At 69.4% G+C, this 20,855-nt stretch carries 20 protein-coding genes and 1 pseudogene; 18 read left to right on the top strand and 3 right to left on the bottom strand.

Going from position 1 to position 20,855, the window contains the following annotated elements:
- Positions 1-33: 33 nt before the first annotated feature.
- The 10 genes and pseudogenes from SJY07_RS25105 (at position 34) to SJY07_RS25060 (ending at position 9,356) form a co-directional block, all read left to right on the top strand.
- Complete coding sequence (locus tag SJY07_RS25105) at positions 34-453, top strand: PadR family transcriptional regulator (protein WP_380162018.1); 420 nt, start codon at positions 34-36, stop codon at positions 451-453.
- Positions 454-473: 20 nt separating this feature from the next.
- Positions 474-1,289, top strand: a complete 816-nt coding sequence (locus SJY07_RS25100) for a hypothetical protein (protein ID WP_380162016.1) — start codon at positions 474-476, stop codon at positions 1,287-1,289.
- Positions 1,283-2,578 carry a glycoside hydrolase family 15 gene (locus SJY07_RS25095; RefSeq protein ID WP_380162014.1) on the top strand — a complete coding sequence of 432 codons (1,296 nt, stop codon included), beginning with the start codon at positions 1,283-1,285 and terminating at the stop codon, positions 2,576-2,578. The genes SJY07_RS25100 and SJY07_RS25095 overlap by 7 nt, the downstream gene beginning before the upstream one ends.
- 209 nt (positions 2,579-2,787) lie before the next feature.
- Positions 2,788-3,390, top strand: coding sequence for a SigE family RNA polymerase sigma factor (locus SJY07_RS25090; protein WP_380162012.1), 603 nt, complete (start codon positions 2,788-2,790; stop codon positions 3,388-3,390).
- Positions 3,387-4,220: a hypothetical protein gene (locus tag SJY07_RS25085; protein WP_380162010.1), complete on the top strand. Its 834-nt coding sequence runs from the start codon at positions 3,387-3,389 to the stop codon at positions 4,218-4,220. The genes SJY07_RS25090 and SJY07_RS25085 overlap by 4 nt, the downstream gene beginning before the upstream one ends.
- Before the next feature lie 148 nt (positions 4,221-4,368).
- Positions 4,369-5,481: a hypothetical protein gene (locus tag SJY07_RS25080; RefSeq protein WP_380162008.1), complete on the top strand. Its 1,113-nt coding sequence runs from the start codon at positions 4,369-4,371 to the stop codon at positions 5,479-5,481.
- A 247-nt stretch (positions 5,482-5,728) separates the two neighbouring features.
- Positions 5,729-6,289 (top strand): RNA polymerase sigma factor, encoded by a 561-nt coding sequence (locus tag SJY07_RS25075; RefSeq protein ID WP_380162006.1) that lies wholly within the window; start codon positions 5,729-5,731, stop codon positions 6,287-6,289.
- A complete protein-coding gene (locus tag SJY07_RS25070; RefSeq protein WP_380162004.1) occupies positions 6,286-7,179 on the top strand; it encodes a hypothetical protein in 894 nt (297 codons plus the stop codon). Before SJY07_RS25075 ends, SJY07_RS25070 begins: the two co-directional genes overlap by 4 nt.
- Positions 7,180-7,381: 202 nt before the next feature.
- Positions 7,382-8,059: a hypothetical protein gene (locus SJY07_RS25065; protein WP_380162002.1), complete on the top strand. Its 678-nt coding sequence runs from the start codon at positions 7,382-7,384 to the stop codon at positions 8,057-8,059.
- Positions 8,060-8,157: 98 nt separating this feature from the next.
- Positions 8,158-9,356: pseudogene (locus SJY07_RS25060) on the top strand (IS3 family transposase).
- Positions 9,357-9,490: 134 nt separating this feature from the next.
- Here SJY07_RS25060 and SJY07_RS25055 read toward each other — a convergent pair.
- Entirely contained in the window at positions 9,491-9,895 is a 405-nt protein-coding gene (locus tag SJY07_RS25055; RefSeq protein ID WP_380162000.1) for a winged helix-turn-helix transcriptional regulator, read from the bottom strand.
- Between the two features lie 63 nt (positions 9,896-9,958).
- Between SJY07_RS25055 and SJY07_RS25050 the strand changes: the two genes are divergently transcribed.
- Positions 9,959-10,801 (top strand): SDR family oxidoreductase, encoded by an 843-nt coding sequence (locus SJY07_RS25050; RefSeq protein ID WP_380161998.1) that lies wholly within the window; start codon positions 9,959-9,961, stop codon positions 10,799-10,801.
- Positions 10,802-11,184: 383 nt separating this feature from the next.
- A complete protein-coding gene (locus SJY07_RS25045; RefSeq protein WP_380161996.1) occupies positions 11,185-12,531 on the top strand; it encodes an IS110 family transposase in 1,347 nt (448 codons plus the stop codon).
- An 849-nt stretch (positions 12,532-13,380) separates the two neighbouring features.
- Here SJY07_RS25045 and SJY07_RS25040 read toward each other — a convergent pair.
- Positions 13,381-14,358, bottom strand: coding sequence for an arsenic resistance protein (locus tag SJY07_RS25040; RefSeq protein ID WP_380161994.1), 978 nt, complete (start codon positions 14,356-14,358; stop codon positions 13,381-13,383).
- Between the two features lie 125 nt (positions 14,359-14,483).
- On the opposite strand from SJY07_RS25040, the gene SJY07_RS25035 reads away from it, so the two are divergent.
- The 6 genes from SJY07_RS25035 to SJY07_RS25010 all read left to right on the top strand — a co-directional run bounded on the left by SJY07_RS25035 (position 14,484) and on the right by SJY07_RS25010 (position 20,541).
- Complete coding sequence (locus SJY07_RS25035; protein WP_380161992.1) at positions 14,484-14,894, top strand: MerR family transcriptional regulator; 411 nt, start codon at positions 14,484-14,486, stop codon at positions 14,892-14,894.
- 118 nt (positions 14,895-15,012) lie between these two features.
- Positions 15,013-15,693 (top strand): hypothetical protein, encoded by a 681-nt coding sequence (locus SJY07_RS25030; protein ID WP_380161990.1) that lies wholly within the window; start codon positions 15,013-15,015, stop codon positions 15,691-15,693.
- A 333-nt stretch (positions 15,694-16,026) separates the two neighbouring features.
- Positions 16,027-17,625: a PepSY-associated TM helix domain-containing protein gene (locus SJY07_RS25025; RefSeq protein ID WP_380161988.1), complete on the top strand. Its 1,599-nt coding sequence runs from the start codon at positions 16,027-16,029 to the stop codon at positions 17,623-17,625.
- The gene (locus SJY07_RS25020; protein ID WP_380161986.1) at positions 17,622-18,329 is read left to right on the top strand and encodes a copper resistance protein CopC; all 708 of its coding nucleotides are present in this window, start codon (positions 17,622-17,624) and stop codon (positions 18,327-18,329) included. Before SJY07_RS25025 ends, SJY07_RS25020 begins: the two co-directional genes overlap by 4 nt.
- A gap of 65 nt (positions 18,330-18,394) precedes the next feature.
- A complete protein-coding gene (locus SJY07_RS25015; RefSeq protein WP_380161984.1) occupies positions 18,395-19,141 on the top strand; it encodes a copper chaperone PCu(A)C in 747 nt (248 codons plus the stop codon).
- Positions 19,142-19,251: 110 nt separating this feature from the next.
- Entirely contained in the window at positions 19,252-20,541 is a 1,290-nt protein-coding gene (locus SJY07_RS25010) for a Dyp-type peroxidase (protein WP_380162528.1), read from the top strand.
- 149 nt (positions 20,542-20,690) lie between these two features.
- Here SJY07_RS25010 and SJY07_RS25005 read toward each other — a convergent pair whose 3' ends face one another.
- Positions 20,691-20,855 (bottom strand): peptide deformylase, encoded by a 165-nt coding sequence (locus tag SJY07_RS25005; RefSeq protein ID WP_380161982.1) that lies wholly within the window; start codon positions 20,853-20,855, stop codon positions 20,691-20,693.

Raw genomic sequence — 20,855 nt, 5'->3', positions numbered from 1 at the left:
TTGTTCAGCAAGAGTTCTGCTACCTTGCATCGCATGCCAAACGGGGACACTGAGCGCCGATCACTGGTGCTGCGCTCCGGCCTCGACCTGTGCCTCCTGGCCCTCCTGGAAAACCAGACCATCTACGGCTACGAGCTGACCCAGCGGTTGGCTGAGCAGGGCCTACCAGTAGCAGGCGGCTCCAGCTACCCCCTGCTGGCGCGTCTGGAACGGCAGGGACTGCTCACCACCGAACTGCGCCCCTCCACGGCCGGACCACCGCGCAAGTACTACTCCCTGTCCCAGCTAGGCCGCCAAGCACTAGCGACTGGGCGCGTGGAGTGGATGAACACCGTCGAGGCCATGTCCGCTCTACTCCGTCCTGGACAGAGGGCCAGCACCACGACCGCAGCCACCGCCCCATCCACCTCCAGTGCCGTACTGGCTACCGGCACCGCAGACGCCACCCGATGAGCAGGAGCAGACCCACCACGATGACCACCCCGACCGGACACCCACTCAGCACGACGTCGTCTGCCCCCGACGTTGAACACGCACGGGTGCTGCGCGAAGCCACGAGAGTGTGGCGTCGTGCCGGTGTGCGCTCGGCTGACCGCCACGGCCTGCTGGCCGAACTGGACGCCGAAGTACGCGCCGCACGCGAGAACGGCGCACCCGTGGTGAGCGTGCTCGGCGACGACGCCACGCCCACCCTGCGCGCGTGGGCGCTGGAGCGGGATCTGGCCGGGCGAGCTACCCGTGCCGGAGTGCTCGTCCCGGTGGCATTGGCGGGAGTGCTCCTGGGAGCGGTCACGCTGCTCGCGTCGTTGCTCGAGGACGTCCTGTCGACGCTGAGCAAGGGCACCACGTACTACAACACCTCCGGTGGTCTGGTGCTGACCATCTACGCCAGCAGCGCCGTGCTGTCGGTGCTGGTCCCCGTCTTGGGGTGCTGGGCGGTGCTGCACGCCGGTGGCGATCCCCGAGCAGGCGCCACAGCCCGACGGCTGGCCTGGGCCCTGCCCGCCGGTGAGGTGGCCGCCACCGCTCTGGGCGTCACGACCGCAGCGCTCACGGGATTCAGCTACGCCGCTTTGCCTGTGGTGCCGGTGGTGGTGCTGGCGACGATGGCAGCAGCGGTGGTGTTCGCCCGCAAGATGGCCGTCAAACGCCATCCTGCTCCAGACGGCACCTGTGACGTCGTGCAGACCAGCAGCGCGTCAGTTCTGCCGACGCAGCCGATCGCGGCCCCGCCGTCTCCACCGCCGTTTACGCCGCCGTTTACGCCGCCGTCGGGCAACTCGTGGTGACCGGACTGAATGCGCTGCAACCCACTCGGCGCAAGATGCTGGCGATGGGCGGAGCGAGTGTGCTAACCGCCGGAGCCGCGACATGGTGGTGGCCTCGTCCCGAGGAACCCCTGCCGAGCCTGTTGACCTGGCCGGGGCACTACGACTGGGCGGCGGTCGCGCCGCAGGAGCAGACCTGGCTCGCGTCCGGTCGCGTTCCCGGTGACGGCACCGTGTACGAGCCGATGGCCCGGCAGGCGTTGATCGACCTGCAGCGGCTGATGCAGCGCAACGGTTCCGGTGAGCTGCCGCTGACGTTCCTGGCCGGACCGGGCGGCGCGTGGCGATACTCCTGGCCCCGCGACGGCGCGTTCGCCGCGGCCGCGTTCGCGCGCACTGGGCACCGTGAGGAGGCGGTCAGCATCCTGGCCTGGATGCGAGCGGTTCAAGACGGCAGCGACGACGGCGGTTTCGAGGCCCGCTACAACACCTACGGCAGAGCGCCGGACTCTCGTCACGAGCAGGCTGACGGTGCTGGCTGGGCGGCGTGGGCGATGGCGCAGGTCCTCACCGGCCCCGACAGCCCGTTCCAGCGCCCCGCCGACCTCGACGACCGCGACCTGAGTCCGCAGGCCCCGCTCTCACCGCTACTGACACGCACCAGTGCATACCTGCTGCGCCTGACCGAGAACGGCGCCCGGCTGCCCGAGCCGTCCTCGGACTACTGGGAACGCAAGGAGAAGCGCCTGACCCTGGGAACGGTGGCGGTGATTCTGCTGGGGTTGCGGCACGCCGCGCTCGTGCACGAACACCTGGGGATGGATTCCGCCGCGCGAGGACTGCACCGGGCCGCAGAGCGGCAGGAAGATCTGGTCCACGCTGCCTTCGCGCCCAGTGGCTACCAGCGCTACGCCGAGTCCGACGGCAAGGGCGAGGGCACCGGTCCGTGCGCCTCGACATGCTTCCTGCTGCCGCCGTTCACTGATACCGCACGGACCGAGGTCCTCGCCGCCTGGCGCGCCTACCAGCACGCCGCCGCCCGCCCTGCTGGGGGCTTTGCACCAGGGGTGGGGTGGAAGAACGACGGCATCTCCTGGACCCCGGAAGTGTCGTTGGTCGCGTTCACCGCCTCGGCCTCCGGCCAGCACATGGAGGCCCGGGAGTGGTTGTCATGGCTGGACGAGCACCGCACCAGCGACGGCAGCATCTCCGAGAAGGTGCTGCCGGATGGGGCTCCCGCCGGCCCGGCGCCGTTGGGCTGGAGCGCAGCGAACGTGCTTCTCGCGCTGGATCACCTCGACAACGGGTGAATGCACGCCCATGCAGCCGGGCGCTACGCATCCCGCGGTCATCCCGCGGTGCGCGCGGTCGCCGGCGGTCGGCGACTTCACTCATCTGGCGATGAACGGAGGAGACGGAACTCGAGCAGGTACCTGAGTCACCTCAGGGTCTGCCCAGAAACACCGCCTCAACGTGCAACCAGATCTTGAAGCCCCTGCGTCAGGGCAGTGTGGACGACATGAACCGGGAAGAGCACTTCACCTCCTGGGCACACGAAGCGACCCCGCAGCTGCGGCGCATCGCCCGACTACTGGCCGGCGACTTCCACATCGGAGAGGACCTGCTGCAGGACGTCTACGCCAAGATGTACGCCCGCTGGCCCCGCATCCAAGACCCCAGCGCCTACGCCCGCCGGGCCCTGGCCAACGCCGCCACCTCACGCTGGCGCAGCCGCACCCACCGCCACGAAGCCGTCCGCGACGTCGACGACCACCTCGCCGGCCCCGAACCCTCCCAACCGCTGATCGACCTCGAACAACGCGCCGACCTCCTCGCGATCCTGCGCCCCCTGCCACCACGACAACGTGCCGTGATCGTCCTGCGCTACCTCGACGACCGCAGCGACGAACAAGTCGCCGACCTGCTCGACATCAGCGTCGGCACCGTCAAGAGCCAGGCCTCACGCGCTCTGGCCCGGTTGCGCCAGCCCCGGCCCGCCCACGCGGCTGAGCAGCGGCCCCAGCCGGACCGGTCGAGCCCAGAGACCCCCTCCTCCACTGCCTCCACTACCTCCTGCGCTGCCTCCTCTGCTGCTTCCTTCGTGGATTGGACCCGCTCGTGAACACCGAGACCCACGACCCCTTCCCCACCGCCCTGCGCGCCGACCTGCACGCCGCCGCCGGACCCGTGGGGGACTCCACCGCCTTCATCGCCCAAGCCACCGGCCGCGGCCGCAGCAGGCTGCGCCGGCAACGCCGAAACCGTTGGGGCGTCGCCTCCCTGGCCGCTGTCCTGTTGACCGCCGGAGCCGTCGGCGGGGCGCACCTGCTGGAACCCACACCGCTGGGCCTGTCCGTAGCCGGTCCCGTTCTGGGCCAGTCCGAGCCGGCTCCGACACCGCTGAAGACCCTGCAAGGCGGCTCCGTGGAAATCGAGCCCAGCGTGACCGCCGCGGCCTCCGACACCCTGGGCGCTGTCGTCGAAGCTCACCTGCCGGGCTGGTCCGCCGGTAGCAACGTCCAGGGCTGGCGATCGCCTGGCTTCACACAAGTGATCTGGGAGACGACCAGCACCGTCACCTCACCGGCGGTCACCCTCGGGATCGAGGTGAGACGGACCGCCCCGAAGGACTTCAGCGACATGGACGTGCAATGCTCCGACAGCGCCTCCTGCTTCCAGCAGACGCTGGCCGACGGCAGCTTCTTGACGGTCGGTACGAGGCAAACCCTGGTGCAGTTGGGGTCGATGCCTGAGCCCGCCCGACCGGTTGAGCCGTTCGCGTCGCTGGACTTCCCCGATGGCCGGTCGATCGCAGCAACGGCCTCCATCGCCGCCCCCGACATCCCCGTCGACAGCGTCTACCCGGCGGACTCACCGGCTACGGCAGATGCCCTCCGGGCGATCGTGACCGACCCGCGACTGCAGGAAGTGACGATCCCCGCACCCCTGTGACCCGTCCCGCTTCAGGGGTGCGCTGATCGCGTGAAGCGGGGCCCACGCTGCGCGCGACGTCACAATCATCCCGCTGGTCGCGTGCGAGGGAGGGCGAGGTCGAGGGCGACCGAGGAACCATCACTTCGGGCACCGCGTCTCACCCACCGTGCGCCGCCGCGACCTGCTGATCTCCCTCACCGCCACGGGGATGCTGACCGCCTGCGGTGCCCAACGCGGCCAGACGCCCGATACCCCTGCATCCCGGTGGCCCAGCGACCTCGCCACCACCGCCGCCACCTGGCAAGAACTTCCCTCCCCACCGATCGCCCCTCGTCAACGGCCAACGCTGACCTGGACCGGGACCGAGCTCCTGGTCACCGGCGGCACCGGCCCAGTGATCGGCCCCACCGTCGATTGCCCACCCAACGCCAGCTGCGCCGCACCACCCACCGAGCCGGTCGAAGACAGCGCGGCCTACGACCCCCTCAGCCGCACGTGGCGTCGCTTCGCAGACGCCGGCTGGTTCCACCACGGAACGACCTGGACCGGCCACCTCCTCACCGACGGCTACTCCTGGTTCGACCCCTCCACAGGCCAGTCCGGCACCGCGCCCCAGACCGACCTGCTCGTTTACGCCCCTGCCTGGTGGTCGGGGACCGAAGTCTTGTGCGTGGGCACCGACGGCAGCGGCCAACCCGTTCCGCACACCCTCTGGGCCTGGAACCCCACGACCGGCTCCACCCGCACCAGCCGAGTCCCAGGCCCGGACTCCGGTGAAAGCTGCTCCACAATCTGGGCAGGGACGGAGTTACTCGTGGGGCTGACCCAGCTCCCTGCAGAGTCGACCGGCAACAGCGTGCAGGCCTACGCCCCGACCCAAGACCGGTGGCGCCAGGTGCCGCTGCAGGACAGCGCCGCCTACGCGTCCGTGCCGTTCGCAGGCTGGGACGGCACCCGACTGGTCGGCATCGGCTGGGGTGAAGGTGAGACACCGCGACTGGATCGAGTCGACCCCGCAGACGGTGAGTCCAGTCCGCTCGAACTCCCCGAGGCGCTGCAGGATGACGAATGGGCGCAGAACCTAGTCGTGGGGCCAGATCGTGTTGCCGTGGGAATCGGCGGCCGCTACGCCGTCCTGCACGGCGAGGACTGGATCGCACTGCCGGAGCTGAGCGGTGTGGTGGACGGTGACTCGATCACCGCGACCTGGGCGGGTGACCGGCTCATCGCCTGGGACGACTCCATGAAGCACACCGGCTGGGTGATCCAGCCCGGCTGATCCCCGCCGCCGCGCCTCAGGAGGAACAGGTGATGTAGGGCCGGACCGGCCGGATCACCTCGGCGGCTGTGCGCGGTCATCCCACGTTGTGCGTGGTCGGCCCGGGTCGACGCCGACCGGATCTGCCGAGAGGCGGAAGATCACAAGGCATGGTCACGAGCTGTAACAAGCCACCCAGCTCACGCATAGACCCGATGTGAGGCAGACGCCCCCAGTGACCCAACCAGCCGGTAGACCGGCCACCGAGATGGCCACACCACCGCTGGACCCTGACCGGCTGGCCGCCAGCGGGACCAACCCCGAAGCCTTCCGAGTCCTTTACCAACGACATGCCGAAGCCCTGCTGCGCTATTGCTTCACCCGCGTCCCCGAAGCCGAAGCCGCCTACGACCTGCTGGCCGAGACCTTCGCCCACGCCTACCTGCACCGCGACACCTTCGACTCCGACCGGGGTCCGGTCATTGCCTGGCTCACGACCATCGCGCGCAGCAAGTCCCTCGAACTGCACCGCCGCCGCCGCAGCGAGACTCGGGCTTTGACCCGCCTCGGTGTGCAGGTCGAAGCCCTCGACGATGAGTCCATCGCCCGCATCGACGACCTCGTCGACGCCCGGGCGCACCGCCGTCGCCTCCGTGACGCACTGGCCCGGCTGGGACGCCGCGACCGAGAAGCGGTCACCCTGCGCGTCGTCCAGCAGCTCAACTACACCGATGTAGCCCAGCACCTGGGTTGCTCACCGGGTGCTGCCCGCGTCCGGGTGCACCGTGCTCTGTCCCGATTGGCTACCCACCTGGAGGTGAACCCGTGAACCAGATCCCCGCCCTGCAGCGCCTGGAATCGGCCTTGGTCGAGGCCATCGACGTCGATCAGCAGCGCGTCACGACCCACCACGCCCGCACCTCGCGCTACCCCATCGCCTCGCGCCACTCCATCGCCACGACCACCACCCGACCTACATCTTGGTGGGCACCGCGGCGTCGGCGCTGGCTCATCGCCTCCGCCGTTGGTCTGGCCGCGTGCGGTCTCAGCATCGGTGTCCTGCCTCTGGGCGGTGGCACCAACGACCCGCAGCAGGCACCGTTCCTGGTCGATGCCGCCCGCGCCGAGGTGCAAGTCAGCACCGAGAACGACCGGATGCAAGTCCGTATCGGCAATCCCGACGTCGACGAACGCGACCTGGCCGCAGCCCTGGCCGCGGCAGGGGTCCCCGCCTCGGTCACCTTCGTACCGGCCTCCCCATCGCTGGTGGGCGATCTGACGGCCAGCGAAGGCGGACGGGACGTCACCTACCAGGAGGAAGGGTCCGGGACGGAGAACGACTACGTCGTCCTCACGTTGCCCGCCCACCCCAGTGAGCCCTTCAACCTGTCCATCGGCCGGGCCGCTATGCCGGGAGAGGACTACATCAGCGCCGCGATTACGGCTGAGGCCCCTGGCGAGGTGCTGCACTGCATCCCCGTCGAGGGACAGCGCGTCGCCACGGCGCGGGACCTGATCGGACAGGCCGGGATCACCTCCCTGTGGCGGTCCCCGGGTAACGACGACGTCGACCCAGCCGATCTAGACCAAAACCTGCGGGTGACCTCCGTCGTGCCGTGGGCGGCGAATGAGGTGATCGTCTTCACCGATGACGGAGAACCCGGGAGAGGCTTCACCGCGGAGTACGAGGAGTCGCTGCGACGGGGCTGCCCCGCCTGACCTGTAGCGACTGTCGCCCGCTCCAGTGTCGATGAATCGCTGGCGCTAGGGGTGCTCACGGAGGGGATGAGCACCCCCAACCACGTCACGGTCATCCCGCGGTGCGCGCGACCCTGACCTGTCCGCGACGTCGCGGTCGTGACGATGACCACTCTGGTCGCAGACTCCAACGCGAACACCCGCACAGCACCACGATGGCCTGATGGACGAACCCCAATTCTCCATCGACCTCACCCCCGCAGCCACCCACGCCCTGACCCGACTACAACCCACACCCAGCGGGAAACGCGGTGTGCACCTACGAACGGTGACCCCACTACAGCAGTGGAGCCAAGCCCTGGACGGCGAGCAGCTCGCTGCCCACCTGGACATCGCCCTACCCGTCTTCCCCGTACTCACCGCCCGCGGCTACCGCACCTCCTACCGCAGCCGCGAAGGAGCCCAGGTCTTCGAGCACCCCGTGCCCTCCACCTCTCGACCACCCGCACCCACCGACCCAGGCAGCAACAGCCACAGCGTCCTGATCGTGAACGTTGCCGACGGTGTCGACCCCGGGACGGTGACCCTCACCGACGCCGGCTCCCTCGGAGTGGGATGGATGCAACTGAACTACGGCCCGCCCCAGAAGCAACGCAGCCCCGAGGAGGCTGCAGAGATCGCAGCACTGGAGGCACTGCCACGCCCAGACCTGACCCGGCTGGCATTCCGCGACGGCACACCGATCTGGGTGGTCCGCAGCCTCGAGGAGCAGACGACCGCGGGCTGGCGGTGCACCGTCAAGGACGCGATCTTCACCGTGACCGTCGTGCTCCCACTGCCTCCCCTGCAAGCGGTACAAGCCATCGCCAACACCCCGGGGATCCCACTGCAACCACGGTGAGGGCTCAGCCCAGGTTCGACCTCACGGATGGGGTCTGCTGCACTGATCGGTGACAACCAAGCTGGCTTGCTCCCGAGCAGGCCTGGAAGGATGTTGCTGTGCCCAAGCCCTACCCGCGTGAGTACCGAGACGACGTCGTCCGTGTCGCCCGGGACCGCGATCCTGGCGTGACGTTGGAGCAGGTCGCCGCCGACTTCGGCATCCACGTCATGACCTTGTCAAAGTGGATGCGCCAAGCTGACGTGGACGCGGGCGTCAAGCCTGGCACGAGCACGAGTGACAACGCGGAGCTGCGCGAAGCCCGCCGCCGGATCAAGCTGCTCGAGCAGGAGAATGAGGTCCTGCGCCGCGCCGCGGCCTACCTCTCCCAGGCGAACCTGCCCGGTAGCTCAGGACGTGGCTCGGGAAAAGGCTCTACCCGCTCGTGAGCGAGCTGGCCGCCGAGGGCATCTCGGTGGCCCTCACGTGCCGGGTGCTGAACATCGCTCGACAGGTCTACTACCGCTGGTTTGCCGAGCCCGTCACCCCGGCGGAGCTGGAGGAGGCCTACCGTGCCAATGCCCTCCTCGACGCTCACCTCGATGATCCGGAGTTCGGCTACCGCTACCTGCACGAAGAGGCTGCTGAGGCCGGGCAGTCCATGGCGGCGCGGACCGCCTGGCGGATCTGTTCGGATACCCGGTGGTGGAGCGCATTCTCTAAGCGCCGCAGCAAGAACGGCAAGCGACCGGGTCCGCCAGTGCATGACGATCTGGTCCGTCGGAAGTTCGTCGCAAACCGGCCTAACGAGTTGTGGCTCACCGACATCACCGAGCACTGGACCGCCGAGGGCAAGCTCTACCTCTGTGCGATCAAGGACGTGTTCTCCCGGCGCATCGTCGGGTACTCCATCGACTCCCGGATGACTTCTCGCTTGGCCGTCCATGCCCTGGCCAATGCCGTTGCGCGACGCCGGGTTGAGGGTTTTGACGTCGACGGTTGCACGCTACATTCGGACCGTGGGTCGCAGTTTCGATCCAGGAGATTCGTCTACGCCCTCAGTCGACACGGCCTGGTGGGGTCGATGGGTCGTGTCGGTGCGGCCGGGGACAACGCGGCGATGGAGAGTTTCTTCGGGGTGTTGCAGAACAACGTCTTGGACCGCCGGCAGTGGGTCACTCGGGAGGAGTTGCGGATCGCGATCGTGACCTGGATTGAGCGGACCTATCACCGCCGTCGGCGGCAGAGCGGGTTGGGCCGGTTGACCCCTGTTGAGTACGAGACCATCATGACTACGTCGGTCGCTCTGACCGCGTGACGTAGCTGTCATCTGATCGTGCAGCAGACCCAAGCTCGATCTTCACAGGGTCTGAGGTAACCAGAGGGTGGAGCAGGGCAGAGAGTCGACCAAGCTGGGGCAGACCCCCGCGCCGAGGAGGACCCTGAGACTATTCATCGAGCTGCGTCGCCCGTTACCAGTCGGGGGGTGTGGCAGGAGGCGGGGAGGGCTACTGCGTCCTCGCCTTCGACCAACGGTACGGAGCTGGCCCACTCGTCCATGGCCTCCAGCACGCTTCGCAGGCCCAGGCCGATATCGGTGAGCTGGTACTCCACCCGGGGCGGGACCTCGGCGTAAACGGTCCGGGTGACGATGCCGTACGCCTCGAACTGGCGCAGCCGGTTGGTCAGCGTGTGCGCGCTGACCCCCACCAGGGCGCGGCGCAGTTCGGTGAACCGTCTCGGGCCGGGTAGGAGTTCGCGGACCACCAGCGTCGCCCACGGCCCGTCGAGGAGTTTGAGGAAGCGGGCGATGCCGCATTCGTGCCAGGGGGTCTGCTGGGGGTCAGGGAGGGCCATTCGAGGAGGGTAACCCAATGGTGCACTTGAAGTAACTGGTGCTCCCCGTGCACCAATGGAGTCATGACCTTCATCGTCCACGGAGCGACCGGCGCGCAGGGCGCCCCCGTCGCCGCTGCTCTCACCCACGCCGGCCACCACGTCACCGCCGCGGTCCGCACGCCGTCCGCTTACACCGCCGGCCCCGCGATCGCGGTCGACTACGCCGACGTCGCCTCCCTCACCGCGGCGTACCAGGGCGCCGAGGGCGTCTTCATCCACCTGCCCCTGGGCAGCCCCGACCAGCGGATGGCCGTGGCCGTGGCGGTCGCCGAAGCGCTCGAGCAGGCCCACCCGGCGCGGGTGGTGCTCTCCACCAGCGGCTACCCGCTGCAGGAGGGCAGCGAGCAGACCGCGATCGGCGTCCTGGCGGCCCGCCTGGCCGCCGGCGGGATCCCCACCGCGGTCATCGCCCCGCGGATCTACCTGGAGAACCTGCTCCTGCCGCCGGTGACCGGACCCGTGCGAGAGGAGGGGGTGCTGCGGTACCCGATCCGGGAGGACTACGCCGTCTCCTGGAGTTCCCACCTCGACGTCGCCGATGTCGCTGTTCGGTTGTTCCAGGACACCTCGGTGACCGGTGTCGTCGCGGTGGGCGCCCTGCCGGGTCTGCTGGGAGCTGACCTTGCCGCCGGGTTCGCCGCCTACCTGGGACGTGAGGTTCGTTTCGAGTTCCAGGAACCGGAGGACTTCGGGACCGCGGTGACCCCGCTGTTCGGGGCCGAGGCCATCGCCCCGGTCGTGGCGTCCTACCACTGGCGTCGCACTCAACTTCATGAGCTCATCGACGAGGCGGCCAGTGCCCAGCTGCGGCTGGGTCAGACACCTCGTTCGGTGGAGCAGTGGCTGCGTGACGTCAGCGCCTGATCGGCTGGCTGAGTTCGCTGACCTGCTGTCCGCGCGCGGACAGCAGGTCAGCAGCACCAGATCCACTGCAGTCAGTCGTGAGGTTGTCGTGCGGGACGCAGCACGGCTCGCGCTACGCGAATCCCGATACTTGCTGCGCGATCCTGGCAGGTCGCTGGGGGCCGTCTTGCCCTGCAGATCCCTGGTTCGCAACGCACTCAATTCGACTACTTGTTCACTGGACCCACGGCAACGGCCCGGCCAGGCTGTGCCGAGGTGCCCGGCGTGACGCTCTCAATTCGACTGCTCACCAGCTCCATCGGTGTGGCTCCCTCATGGCATGCGGAGCGTCGGGCACCGCCCGGCGAGGTGTGGCTCAAGAAGGGTCTGTCTCACTCGAAGTAGTGCTGCCCATCCTCGCCAGCAGCAACGGCCGCACCACCCGGTCTGGCCGCTGGGTCGAGGGCAGGAGCACTATGGACGTCACCTCAAGCGTGATCATCGGGATGGATCCGCACAAACGATCAGCGACGATCGAAGTCCTCGACGAACGGCACCAGGTGATCGGGGGCGGACGCTACGCCACCGACACCGCCGGCTACCGCGACATGCTCACCGCAGGCCGAGGATGGCCACAGCGCATGTGGGCCGTAGAGGGCGCTGGCGGTATCGGCAAGCACCTCGCCCAGCGCCTGCTCGCCGATGGCGAGGTGGTCCTGGACGTGCCCGCGAAGATGTCGGCGCGGGTGCGGATCTTCTCCACCGGCAACGGCCGCAAGACCGACGCCACCGACGCGCACTCCATCGCCTTGGTCGCAGCGCGGACTCCCACCTTGCAGCGGGTTCGCGTCGATGGAGAGAACATCGCGCTGCGGCTATTGGTGGACCGCCGCGATGAGCTGGGGGTGCAACGCACCCAAACGGTCAACCGCATCCACAAGCTGCTGCTAGAACTGATGCCAGGCGGGGCGAAAAAGTTTCTCACTGCGACGCAGGCGAAGACGTTGCTGGCGAGCGTGAGGCCACGCGATGTGGTGGGCCGGACAAGGCGGGTGCTGGCGGCGGAGAAGATCGCCGATCTGGCCGTGATCGACAAGAAGATGAAGGCCGCGAAGAAGGAACTCACCGACCTGATCACCGCGACTGGTTCAGGGCTGTTGAACCTCAACGGCATCGGCCCTTCAGGAGCGGCGCGACTGCTGGGTGATGTCGGAGACATCGCCCGTTTCCCGACCAGGGGCCACTTCGCGTCCTGGAACGGCACTGCCCCCATCGATGCCTCCAGCGGCGACAACAGCAGGCAGCGCCTGTCCCGACTGGGCAACCGGCGAATCAACCGGGTGCTGCACATCGCGGCGATCGTGCAGATCCGCCACGACACCGAGGGGCGGGCCTACTACCGGCGGAAGCTGGCGGCGGGGAAGTCGCCGTTGGAGGCGATCCGGTGCTTGAAGCGGCGTTTGTCCGACGTGGTCTATCGCCAGATGGTTGCTGACGCCGAAGCCACCACCGAGGCAGTTGCGGAGGTCCTTGAGCAGGAGGAAACCGCGGTCGAGGAGCCTGTCGACAGGCCTGTCGAGGTGGTGTTGGTGACGGGTCCGGGAGGACAAGCGGGGGCGACTGCTGGCTCCAGCGCGACCGGCTCGGACCCCGGTGCCGGCTCTTCGGAGAAGTCACTTCCCGGACCCGCCGCATCCATCGTGACCACCCGCGGGCGAGGCCGCAAGACCCTCACCAAGCCTCGCCCTTGACACAGAAGGGAGCCATATCCGGTCGCCGCCAACGCTGGGGCGACCGCTCGCAGCGCGGGATGACCGTGCGTCTCGGAAAGTTGCCCGGCTTACCCCGGCGGTCCGGGCGGGCAGCGTCGCTGCATGACGCAGCCGCTGCAGGGCCCTCGACCTGGGGGTTGATCACCTCGCCACCGATGCCCGGGGAAGTGGAGGCGGTGCTGAGGTCGCCGGCACCCCCGCCACACCCGCACGGGCGCAAGCGGCTGTCGGATGACTCCCTGAGCGAGTTCTACGTAGGGGTGGATGAACAAGACGTATGCCAACGTCTCGGCTTCTCCCCGCCCACCCTGTCTGCCCTTCGCGGCACGGAGGTCTACGAGCACTTCGCGGTCCCGGTCTACCGACCGCTGCCCTCGGCGGAGGACATCACCGCCGGTGCCTGGCATCACCGTTCCGTCCTCTACGTCCCGCGGGGGTCTGCAGTGGCAGCAGGGCCAAGCGGCCCGGGCGGTGAACCACGGTGTGACCCAGCTGTCCCTGACGTTCGAGCCTGGCAGCGCCTGGAGCGAGCACCCGCCTCTGCACCAACCGAAGATTCACCGACTGCCCGTCAATGGGAACTCCCTGCGCATTAACATCGCCGGCACCCGCATCGGAGTGCAGCATTGCCTCGCTGGCAGACACGCCTGGCGTGGGTGCACCGCGCTGCGCACGGCGTCTACAACGTCGAGGTGCTTATCCCGCAGGAGCCGTCCCCGCGGTGGAGACCCTCGTGAAGAGCTGGCACGACATCTGACGTCGCACCCCATCACCAGCATGAGCGCGTGCGCGCGACCAGCGGGATGACCGTGACGTCGCCTGCGGTCCTCAGCTGAACGTGGACTTCGACCCGACACCGATCAGTCGGGGCACCAGGCGGACGTAGACGACCATGCCGATGAGCTCGACGAGGGTCTGGGTCACCACCACGACCGGCGCCAGCGACAGTGAGGCGGGCAGAGCCAGAGCCAGCGGCAGCACGACCAGGGAGTTGCGGGTGGCGCCACTGAACACCAGCGTCCGCCCGGAGGCGACGTCGAGACGGAACGCCCTCGCGGCTACCGCTCCCAGGACGGCCATCACGATCAGGAAACCGGCGTACAGGGGCACCAGGACCAGCAGCTCACCCACGCGCCGGCTGACGGCACCGGCCTGAGAGGCGACGACCACGAACAGGGTCGCCATCATCAGCGGGACCATCGCCGCCCCGGTCACGGCCTGCACAGCACCGGCGACGTGAGCGGTGCGACCGGCCCGTGCGGCGAGTCGCTGGGTCAGGGCGGCTGCGGTCAGCGGGACGACGATGAGCACGACGAAGGCTTCAGCGAAGGGTCCGACCTCGACGACGGCGACCCCGGCGGGGCCGATGAACAGCAGCAGGTACAAGGGCAACAGCAGGATCTGGGCCAGCATCAGCAGCGGGGCGGCGGCCAGCAGTCGATCCGCGGCGCCACCGGCCAGACCGGCGAAGACGATGACGTAGTCGATGCACGGGCACAGCAGCACCAGCAGCACCCCGAACAGCAACGCCGGGTCGTCGGCCACCAGCCGGGACAGCCCGAACGCCACCAGCGGCACGACGACGAAGTTCAGGACGCCGACCGCGGCCAGGAAGCGCCCATCGCGCAGGGCCCGGCCCAGCGCGGTGAACGGCACCGCGAGGAACGTCGCGTACAGCAGCAGCCCCAGGACCGGCTCGATGGCGACCTCGAGGTGGTGGGCACCACCGATCAGGACACCCAGCACGGCGGCGGCCGCGATGGCGGCCAGGTACAGGGCGATCTGGTGGCGCTCCAGCCACGCCACCGCAGGTGACGTCCCGGCAGTGGGAGTCGTGGTCGGCGATGGTGTGGAGGACGAGGACACGAGGGGTGACGCTAAAGCTTCCAGCGACTGGAAGGTCAAGCTGCGCGGCGCCTAGCCTCGACCACGTGCGCATCGCCGAGGTCGCCCGCCGCAGTGGTCTGCCGGCCACGACGCTGCGCTACTACGAGAGCCTCGGGCTGCTGAGCGTGCGGCGGGGGCCCAACGGCTACCGCGACTACGACTACGACTCCGACGTCCTGACCCGCCTGGACCTCATCGAGGCCAGCAAGGAGCTGGGCCTGTCGCTGGAGGAGGTCGCCGGGCATCTGGGCGTGATGGGTGAGGGCTCGTGCACGCAGGTCCGTGACCACCTGCACCCGCTGCTGGTGCAGCAGGTGGCCCGCATCGAGGCCAAGCTCGTCGCACTGGAGCAGCTACGCCACCGGCTGAGCACCGCCGAGGTGGCCCTGGCCGGGTGCCCGGACCGCAGCGAGTCCTGCGCCACCGAGTGCGTCCTGGCACCGGCTCGGGCTTGAGCAACTGCGCAGAGCGGCGTCTGGATGGGCAGGACGTGACGTCCTGGGGCTGCATGCGACCTCCATCTGATCTCCGACGCATCGTCGTAGACAAGTGGGGGTCGTCTAGGCTGAGGCTGTGAACCGGCCGACCGCGGGAGTGTTACGCGCGCTACGTAGCGCCGTGGTGACGGTCGTGATCGTGGGTTTGGCCGTTGTCGCGCACGTCGCCGGTGGTGGCCATGTGCCCTCTGGTCTGGCTGCTGCCGCGGTCGTGGTGCTCGTCGCCTCAGTGGTGCACCTGGCGACCCGCTGGCGGCTGAGCCTGGCAGGCCTGACGGTGCTGCTGGCTGGCGGGCAGTGGTTGTTGCACGAGTCGTTCATGGCCCTGGATTTCGCCCGTAGTGGACCGTTGGACGTAGAGGCGTTGAACGCGATGCCGATGGGCCAGCTGGCCCACGGGCACTCGACCACGCCGACGATGTCTCCTGGGCTGATGTCTCCTGAGGCGATGGCCTCGATGCACGACGTCGCGACGGGGGTCTCGGTCGGATCGTGGTCGGTGACCCCGATGCTTCTGGCCCACGTGGTGGCCACCGCGCTGACCGCGTTGGTCCTAGCCAGCGGTGAACGCGCCCTGTGGCGGTTGTGGTCCTGGTTGGCCCCCCTCGTCGCAGTCCTGATGGCGTTGGTCCTGCCGGTTGCGGTGCGTCTGCCCCGCCCCAGCGCAGGTGCCTTTCAGCGGTGGGGTCTGCGTGAGCCGGTCCGCTCACGAAGCCTGTCCCGGCGTGGTCCGCCGGTCCTCGTCCTCTGCGTCTGAGCCTGTTCCTCGCTGCTCGTGGTCCTGACCAGGACTGCTGAGCGGCCGGTGGTCCGGCCTGGCGCCTTCGATGCCGCCCTGACCACCCGCCTTCGCGGTGGCGTGTCGTCCTGCCTGCTCACCGGTCCTGACCGACCTGGCTGCCCAACGCCTGTCGTCCTGGCCGTGCGGTCCAGGCGGGCGCGCCGTCACGCCACCCGGGGCCCTCCTGCGAGGACCACCGTGTCTGCTGACGAACTGCTCACCCCTGCCCTGACGCCCCCACCAGGACCACCTTCCCCACCGGGTGCCCCTGCCCGACCCGGTTCGGCGCCGCCCTCGACGTGGACCCGGGTGCGCCCACTGGTGCTGCGCCTGCACTTCTACGCAGGAGCGCTCATCGCCCCGTTCCTGCTGGTCGCCGCGGTCAGCGGCACCCTCTACGCAGCCACCCCGCAGCTGGAGCAGCTGCTCTACCGCGACCAGTTGCACGCCACCCCCACCGCGACGCAGGTGCCGCTGGCCACCCAGATCCAGACCGCCGTCGAGGCCCGCGGCGGTCAGGAACCGGTCGCGGTGCGCCCGGCGCCGACGACGTCGGAGACCACCCGCGTGCTGTTCTCCGAGCCCACCCTGGGGGAGTCCGAGCGGACCGCGGTGTTCATCGACCCCGGCACAGGGCAGGTGCGGGGTGAGTTGACCGCCTACGGGACCAGCGGGATCCTGCCGTTGCGCACCTGGGTGGACCAGCTGCACCGCAACCTGCACCTGGGTGAACCGGGCCGGTTGTACAGCGAGCTGGCCGCGTCCTGGCTGTGGGTGCTGGCCCTGTCGGGACTGGGCCTGTGGATCGCTCGTCAGGTCTCGACCCGTCGCACCGCCCGCGCCGACAACAGCGACGGAAGCAGCGGCGACGGTTCGCCCGCGTCCGGGGGGTCTGGTGGGGGACCGGTGCGCCGGGTCCTGGCACCCGGGCGTGGCGAAGCCGGCAAGGACGCGGGCGGACGGGGAAGCCGGGGTCGGACCCGCACCCTGCACGCGGTCGTGGGGACCTGGATCGCGGTAGGACTGATCGCGTTGTCGGCTACTGGGTTGACGTGGTCCAGCTACGCCGGCGCCCACGTCGACGCCCTGCGCGGTGCGTTCTCCTGGTCCACCCCCGCGGTGGACACGACCCTGCCCGAAGCCACTGGCTTGGCTGCAGCTGCGACCGGTCACGAGGACCACGCCGGGCATGAGGGACACGCCAACGCCCCCACCGGTGATCCCGGAATCAGCGAAACTGAGGGCACCGCTGCGGAGGGTGTGGACGCCGCCGTGGCCTCCGCGGTGACTCCGGCTGCGTTCGCTCAGGCCCTGGCCACCGCCCGCCAGGCGGGGTTGACCGCGGGCAAGATCGAGGTGAAGGCACCTGCGGAGGCGGGTGCGTCGTGGAAGGTCGATGAGATCGACCGCGGGCTGCACACGCAGGTCGATTCCGCCGCCGTCGCCGTCAGCGCCACCGCGGCCGGTGGGATGCAGGGGCAGGTGCTGGACGTGGTTCGCTTTGCGGACTACCCGTTCATGGCCAAGTTGGCCCGCTGGGGCATCGACCTGCACATGGGCTCCTTCGGCCTGGGCAACCAGCTCGTCCTGCTCGCCCTGGGGCTGGGGTTGAGCGCGGTCATCGTGTGGGGCTACCGCATGTGGTGGCAGCGTCGACTCGACCCCGCCCGGCGCCTCTCGGTCGGCCCGCCCGCTCACCGCGGCGCCTGGCGCTACCTGCCAAAGCCCGTCCTGGCCCTCGTCGTCGTGCTCACCGTCGCGATCGGGTGGGCCTTGCCGCTGCTGGGGGTCTCGCTGCTGGTGTTCCTGGTCCTAGACGTGGTCCTGGGCGCAGTTCACCGCTCTCGAAGTCGAGGTGCCGGTGCCGGCACCTCGGGTCCTATTCCAACTTCGGGGGGCCTGCGATGACGTCGTTGCGAGCGAGGCGGGGCCCGGTTCGCGGGGCCGGCTGGGTGCTCGCCGTGGTGGGGTGCCTGCTGTGGGCGGTGGTGACCGCGGCGCCCAGCTACGCCCACGACCAGCTGCGCTCGACCAACCCCGCCGATGGGATGGTGTTGGAGCAGGCCCCGAGCCAGCTGGAGATGACGTACAACGCCGACATCCTGCCCATCGCTTCGCTGGCGATCCTGCGTGATGGCGCCGGGAACGACATCCCCACCGGGGACCCGGTCGTGGACGGCAAGACCCTGACCTTGGCGTGGCCGGCCGGAATGGGCGGCGGTGACTACGCCGTCGTGTGGCGGGTCGTCTCCAGCGACGGCCACCCCATCCAAGGCACCTTCTCCTTCACCGTCCAGGCAGCTGCTGCCCCCGCAGGCAGTGGTGCCGTAGCTAGTGACCCCGCGGCGAGCGGTCCTGCGGTGAGTGAGCCCGTGCCCACACCCAGCGCGTCGGCCACCGCGACCCCGGCCACCGCGACCCCGAACACCGAGACCTCGAGTACCGAGACCACAGCCAGCTCCGACGCCGCACCCGCCGCCAGCACCTCTGACGAGAACGGGAGCGGCCCCTCCACCGCGGTCATGGCGGGCGGGGCCCTGCTGCTCGTCCTGGTGGTCGCTGCCCTGCTCGTGTTCCACCACCGCCGTGCAGCCCGCACCCACGGCTCGTGAATCACTCCCACGCCCGGTCTGCCGGCGCGAACCCCCTCAACCTCACCGACTCCAGGAGTTCTGCCATGACCAGCACCACGAACACCACCGCCACGTTCCCCGCCCCCATGACTACGGACACGACGGGCATCACGTCTGCTGCCGGCCACCTCGCCGGGTCGCGCACGGGCGGCCTGAGGCGTCGCCGACGTCTGACGCTGGCCGCGGCCCCCTTGATCGCGTTGGCCGCCCTGACCGCCTGCTCGGGCGGACAGGCATCCGGTAGCCAGACCGCCTCCCCGGCCACGAGCTCCAGCTCGAGCACCGGCAGTGGGGAGGCGACGGCCCTGACGGTGAGCGACCCGTGGGTCAAGGCCGCTGACACCGGCATGACCGCGGCCTTCGGAACCCTGACCAACACCGGGGAGGAGGACGTGCACATCGTCTCGGCCACCACCGCGGCCTCCAGCAGCATGGAGCTGCACGAGATGGCCACCGACGACTCCGGCGCGATGGTCATGCGCGAGAAGCCGGACGGGTTCATCGTCCCCGCCGGGGGCACCCACGAGCTGTCCCCGGGTGGGGACCACCTGATGCTCATGTCCGTCACCGCCCCGGTCCTGCCCGGTCAAGACGTCGACATCACCCTGACCGCCGAGGACGGCTCCACCTTCAACCTGCTCGCCCCCGCCCGATCGTTCTCCGGCGCGAACGAGTCCTACGACGACGGCGACGACAGCACCGGACACGAGGGCATGGACGGCATGGAGGGGATGCACGACATGGAGGGGATGCCCGACATGGCCACGCCCGCCACGACGGTCGCGCCGTGACCCCCCGCCCCGCTTCGCCCGCATCGGACCCCGGCGGCGACCCCACACCTCGATCCGTTCCCGCTACGGGTGGGGAAGCCGACCCGTCGCGTCGTTTCGGGCGTCGGGCCCTGCTCACCTCCGGCGCCGCGGCCCTGGGTGGGGTCGGGGTCGGGGCTCTCGGGGTCAGCGCTGTTGGGGTCAGCACCGCCTCGGCTCGTGACGATGCTGGGTTTGCCGATGCTGGGTCCGCCGATGCCGGGCCTGCCGGCGCTGAGCCCACCGGCGCGACTGGTTCCTCGGCGGCTCAGGACGCCGTCGGTCGCGCCCAGGTCGCCTTTCACGGCGAGCACCAAGGCGGAATCGCCACTGCCCCGCAGGCGTTCGCCTCCCTGGTCGCCTTCGACCTGCAACCCGGGGTTGACCGGGACGGGCTGGTCCGCCTCATGCGGATCTGGACCGACGACATCACCCGCCTCACGTCTGGGCAGGCTGGCTTGACCGACACCGAACCGGAATTGGCCACCGCTCCGGCGCGCCTGAGCATCACCTGCGGCTACGGGCCCGGCGTCTTCACCGCCGCCGGGCTGCAGGCGGCACGCCCATCGTGGCTGGCACCGCTACCGCCGTTCGGCATCGACCGGTTGCGACCGGAGTGGTCAGGCGGGGACCTGCTGCTGCAATTCTGCGCGGATGACCAGGTCAGCGTTGCGCACGCGGTGCGGTTGCTGACGAAAGAGGCCCGCACGTTCACCACCGTGCGCTGGGTCCAGCACGGCTTCCGGCGCAGTGTCGGGTCCACCCCGACCGGGACCACGATGCGCAACCTCATGGGGCAAGTCGACGGCACCCGCAACGTCGACCACACCACCCCCGCCGGGCAGGCACTCGTCTGGGTGGAAGAGGACAGCCGGACTCGCGGCACCGCCGACGGGGCGGACTGGCTCATCGGGGGGACCTCGATGATCGTGCGCCGCATCGCGATGAACCTCGACACCTGGGACGAACTGGACCGCACCGGCCGCGAGGCCGCGGTGGGCCGGCGTTTGCGCGACGGCGCCCCGACAACGGGTGGGAGCGAGCACGACGAACCGGATTTGGAAGCGACCGACGACCTGGGTCTGCCGGTCATCGACACCTTCGCCCACATTCGCCGTGCCCGCACCGAGGATGAGACCCAGACGTTCCTGCGGCGGGCCTACAACTATGACGTCCCACCACCGCCGGGGCAGCTGAGCGACTCGGGGCTGGTGTTCATCAGCTTCCAGGCCGATCTGGAGCACCAGTTCGTCCCCATCCAGCAGCGTCTGGACGAGCTGGACCTGCTGAACCAGTGGACGACACCCATCGGGTCGGCGGTCTTCGCCGTCCCGCGTGGTTGCCGTGAAGGGGAGTACCTGGGCCAAACCCTGCTGGGGTGAGGGGTGTGGTCCTGACTCCAGCGCTACCCACGTAGGGAGTCAGGACCACATCGGGTATTGCCCTCGCCCCTCAGGTGGGAATACCTCCGGCCGTCTAGGGGTGCGAGGGCGCCCAGCTCAGCATGCGAAGCGCATGCGGTCGGATCAGGTCAGGGTGCGGCGGGTAGGTGGTGCAGCGACGTGGCGGTACGTAGCTGGCGTAGCGCGTCACGGCGGCGGGGACCAGCGAGCCGGTCCAAGAACAGCCGGCCGTCCAAGTGATCCACTTCGTGCTGCATGCAGCGCGTGAATTCGTCCTCGCCTTCGATGGTCAC

The sequence above is a fragment of the Kineococcus sp. R86509 genome, from assembly GCF_042466365.1.
Lineage (GTDB): Bacteria > Actinomycetota > Actinomycetes > Actinomycetales > Kineococcaceae > Kineococcus.
Note: the sequence above shows the minus strand (reverse complement) of the source record. Positions and strands in the feature narration are given on the sequence as shown.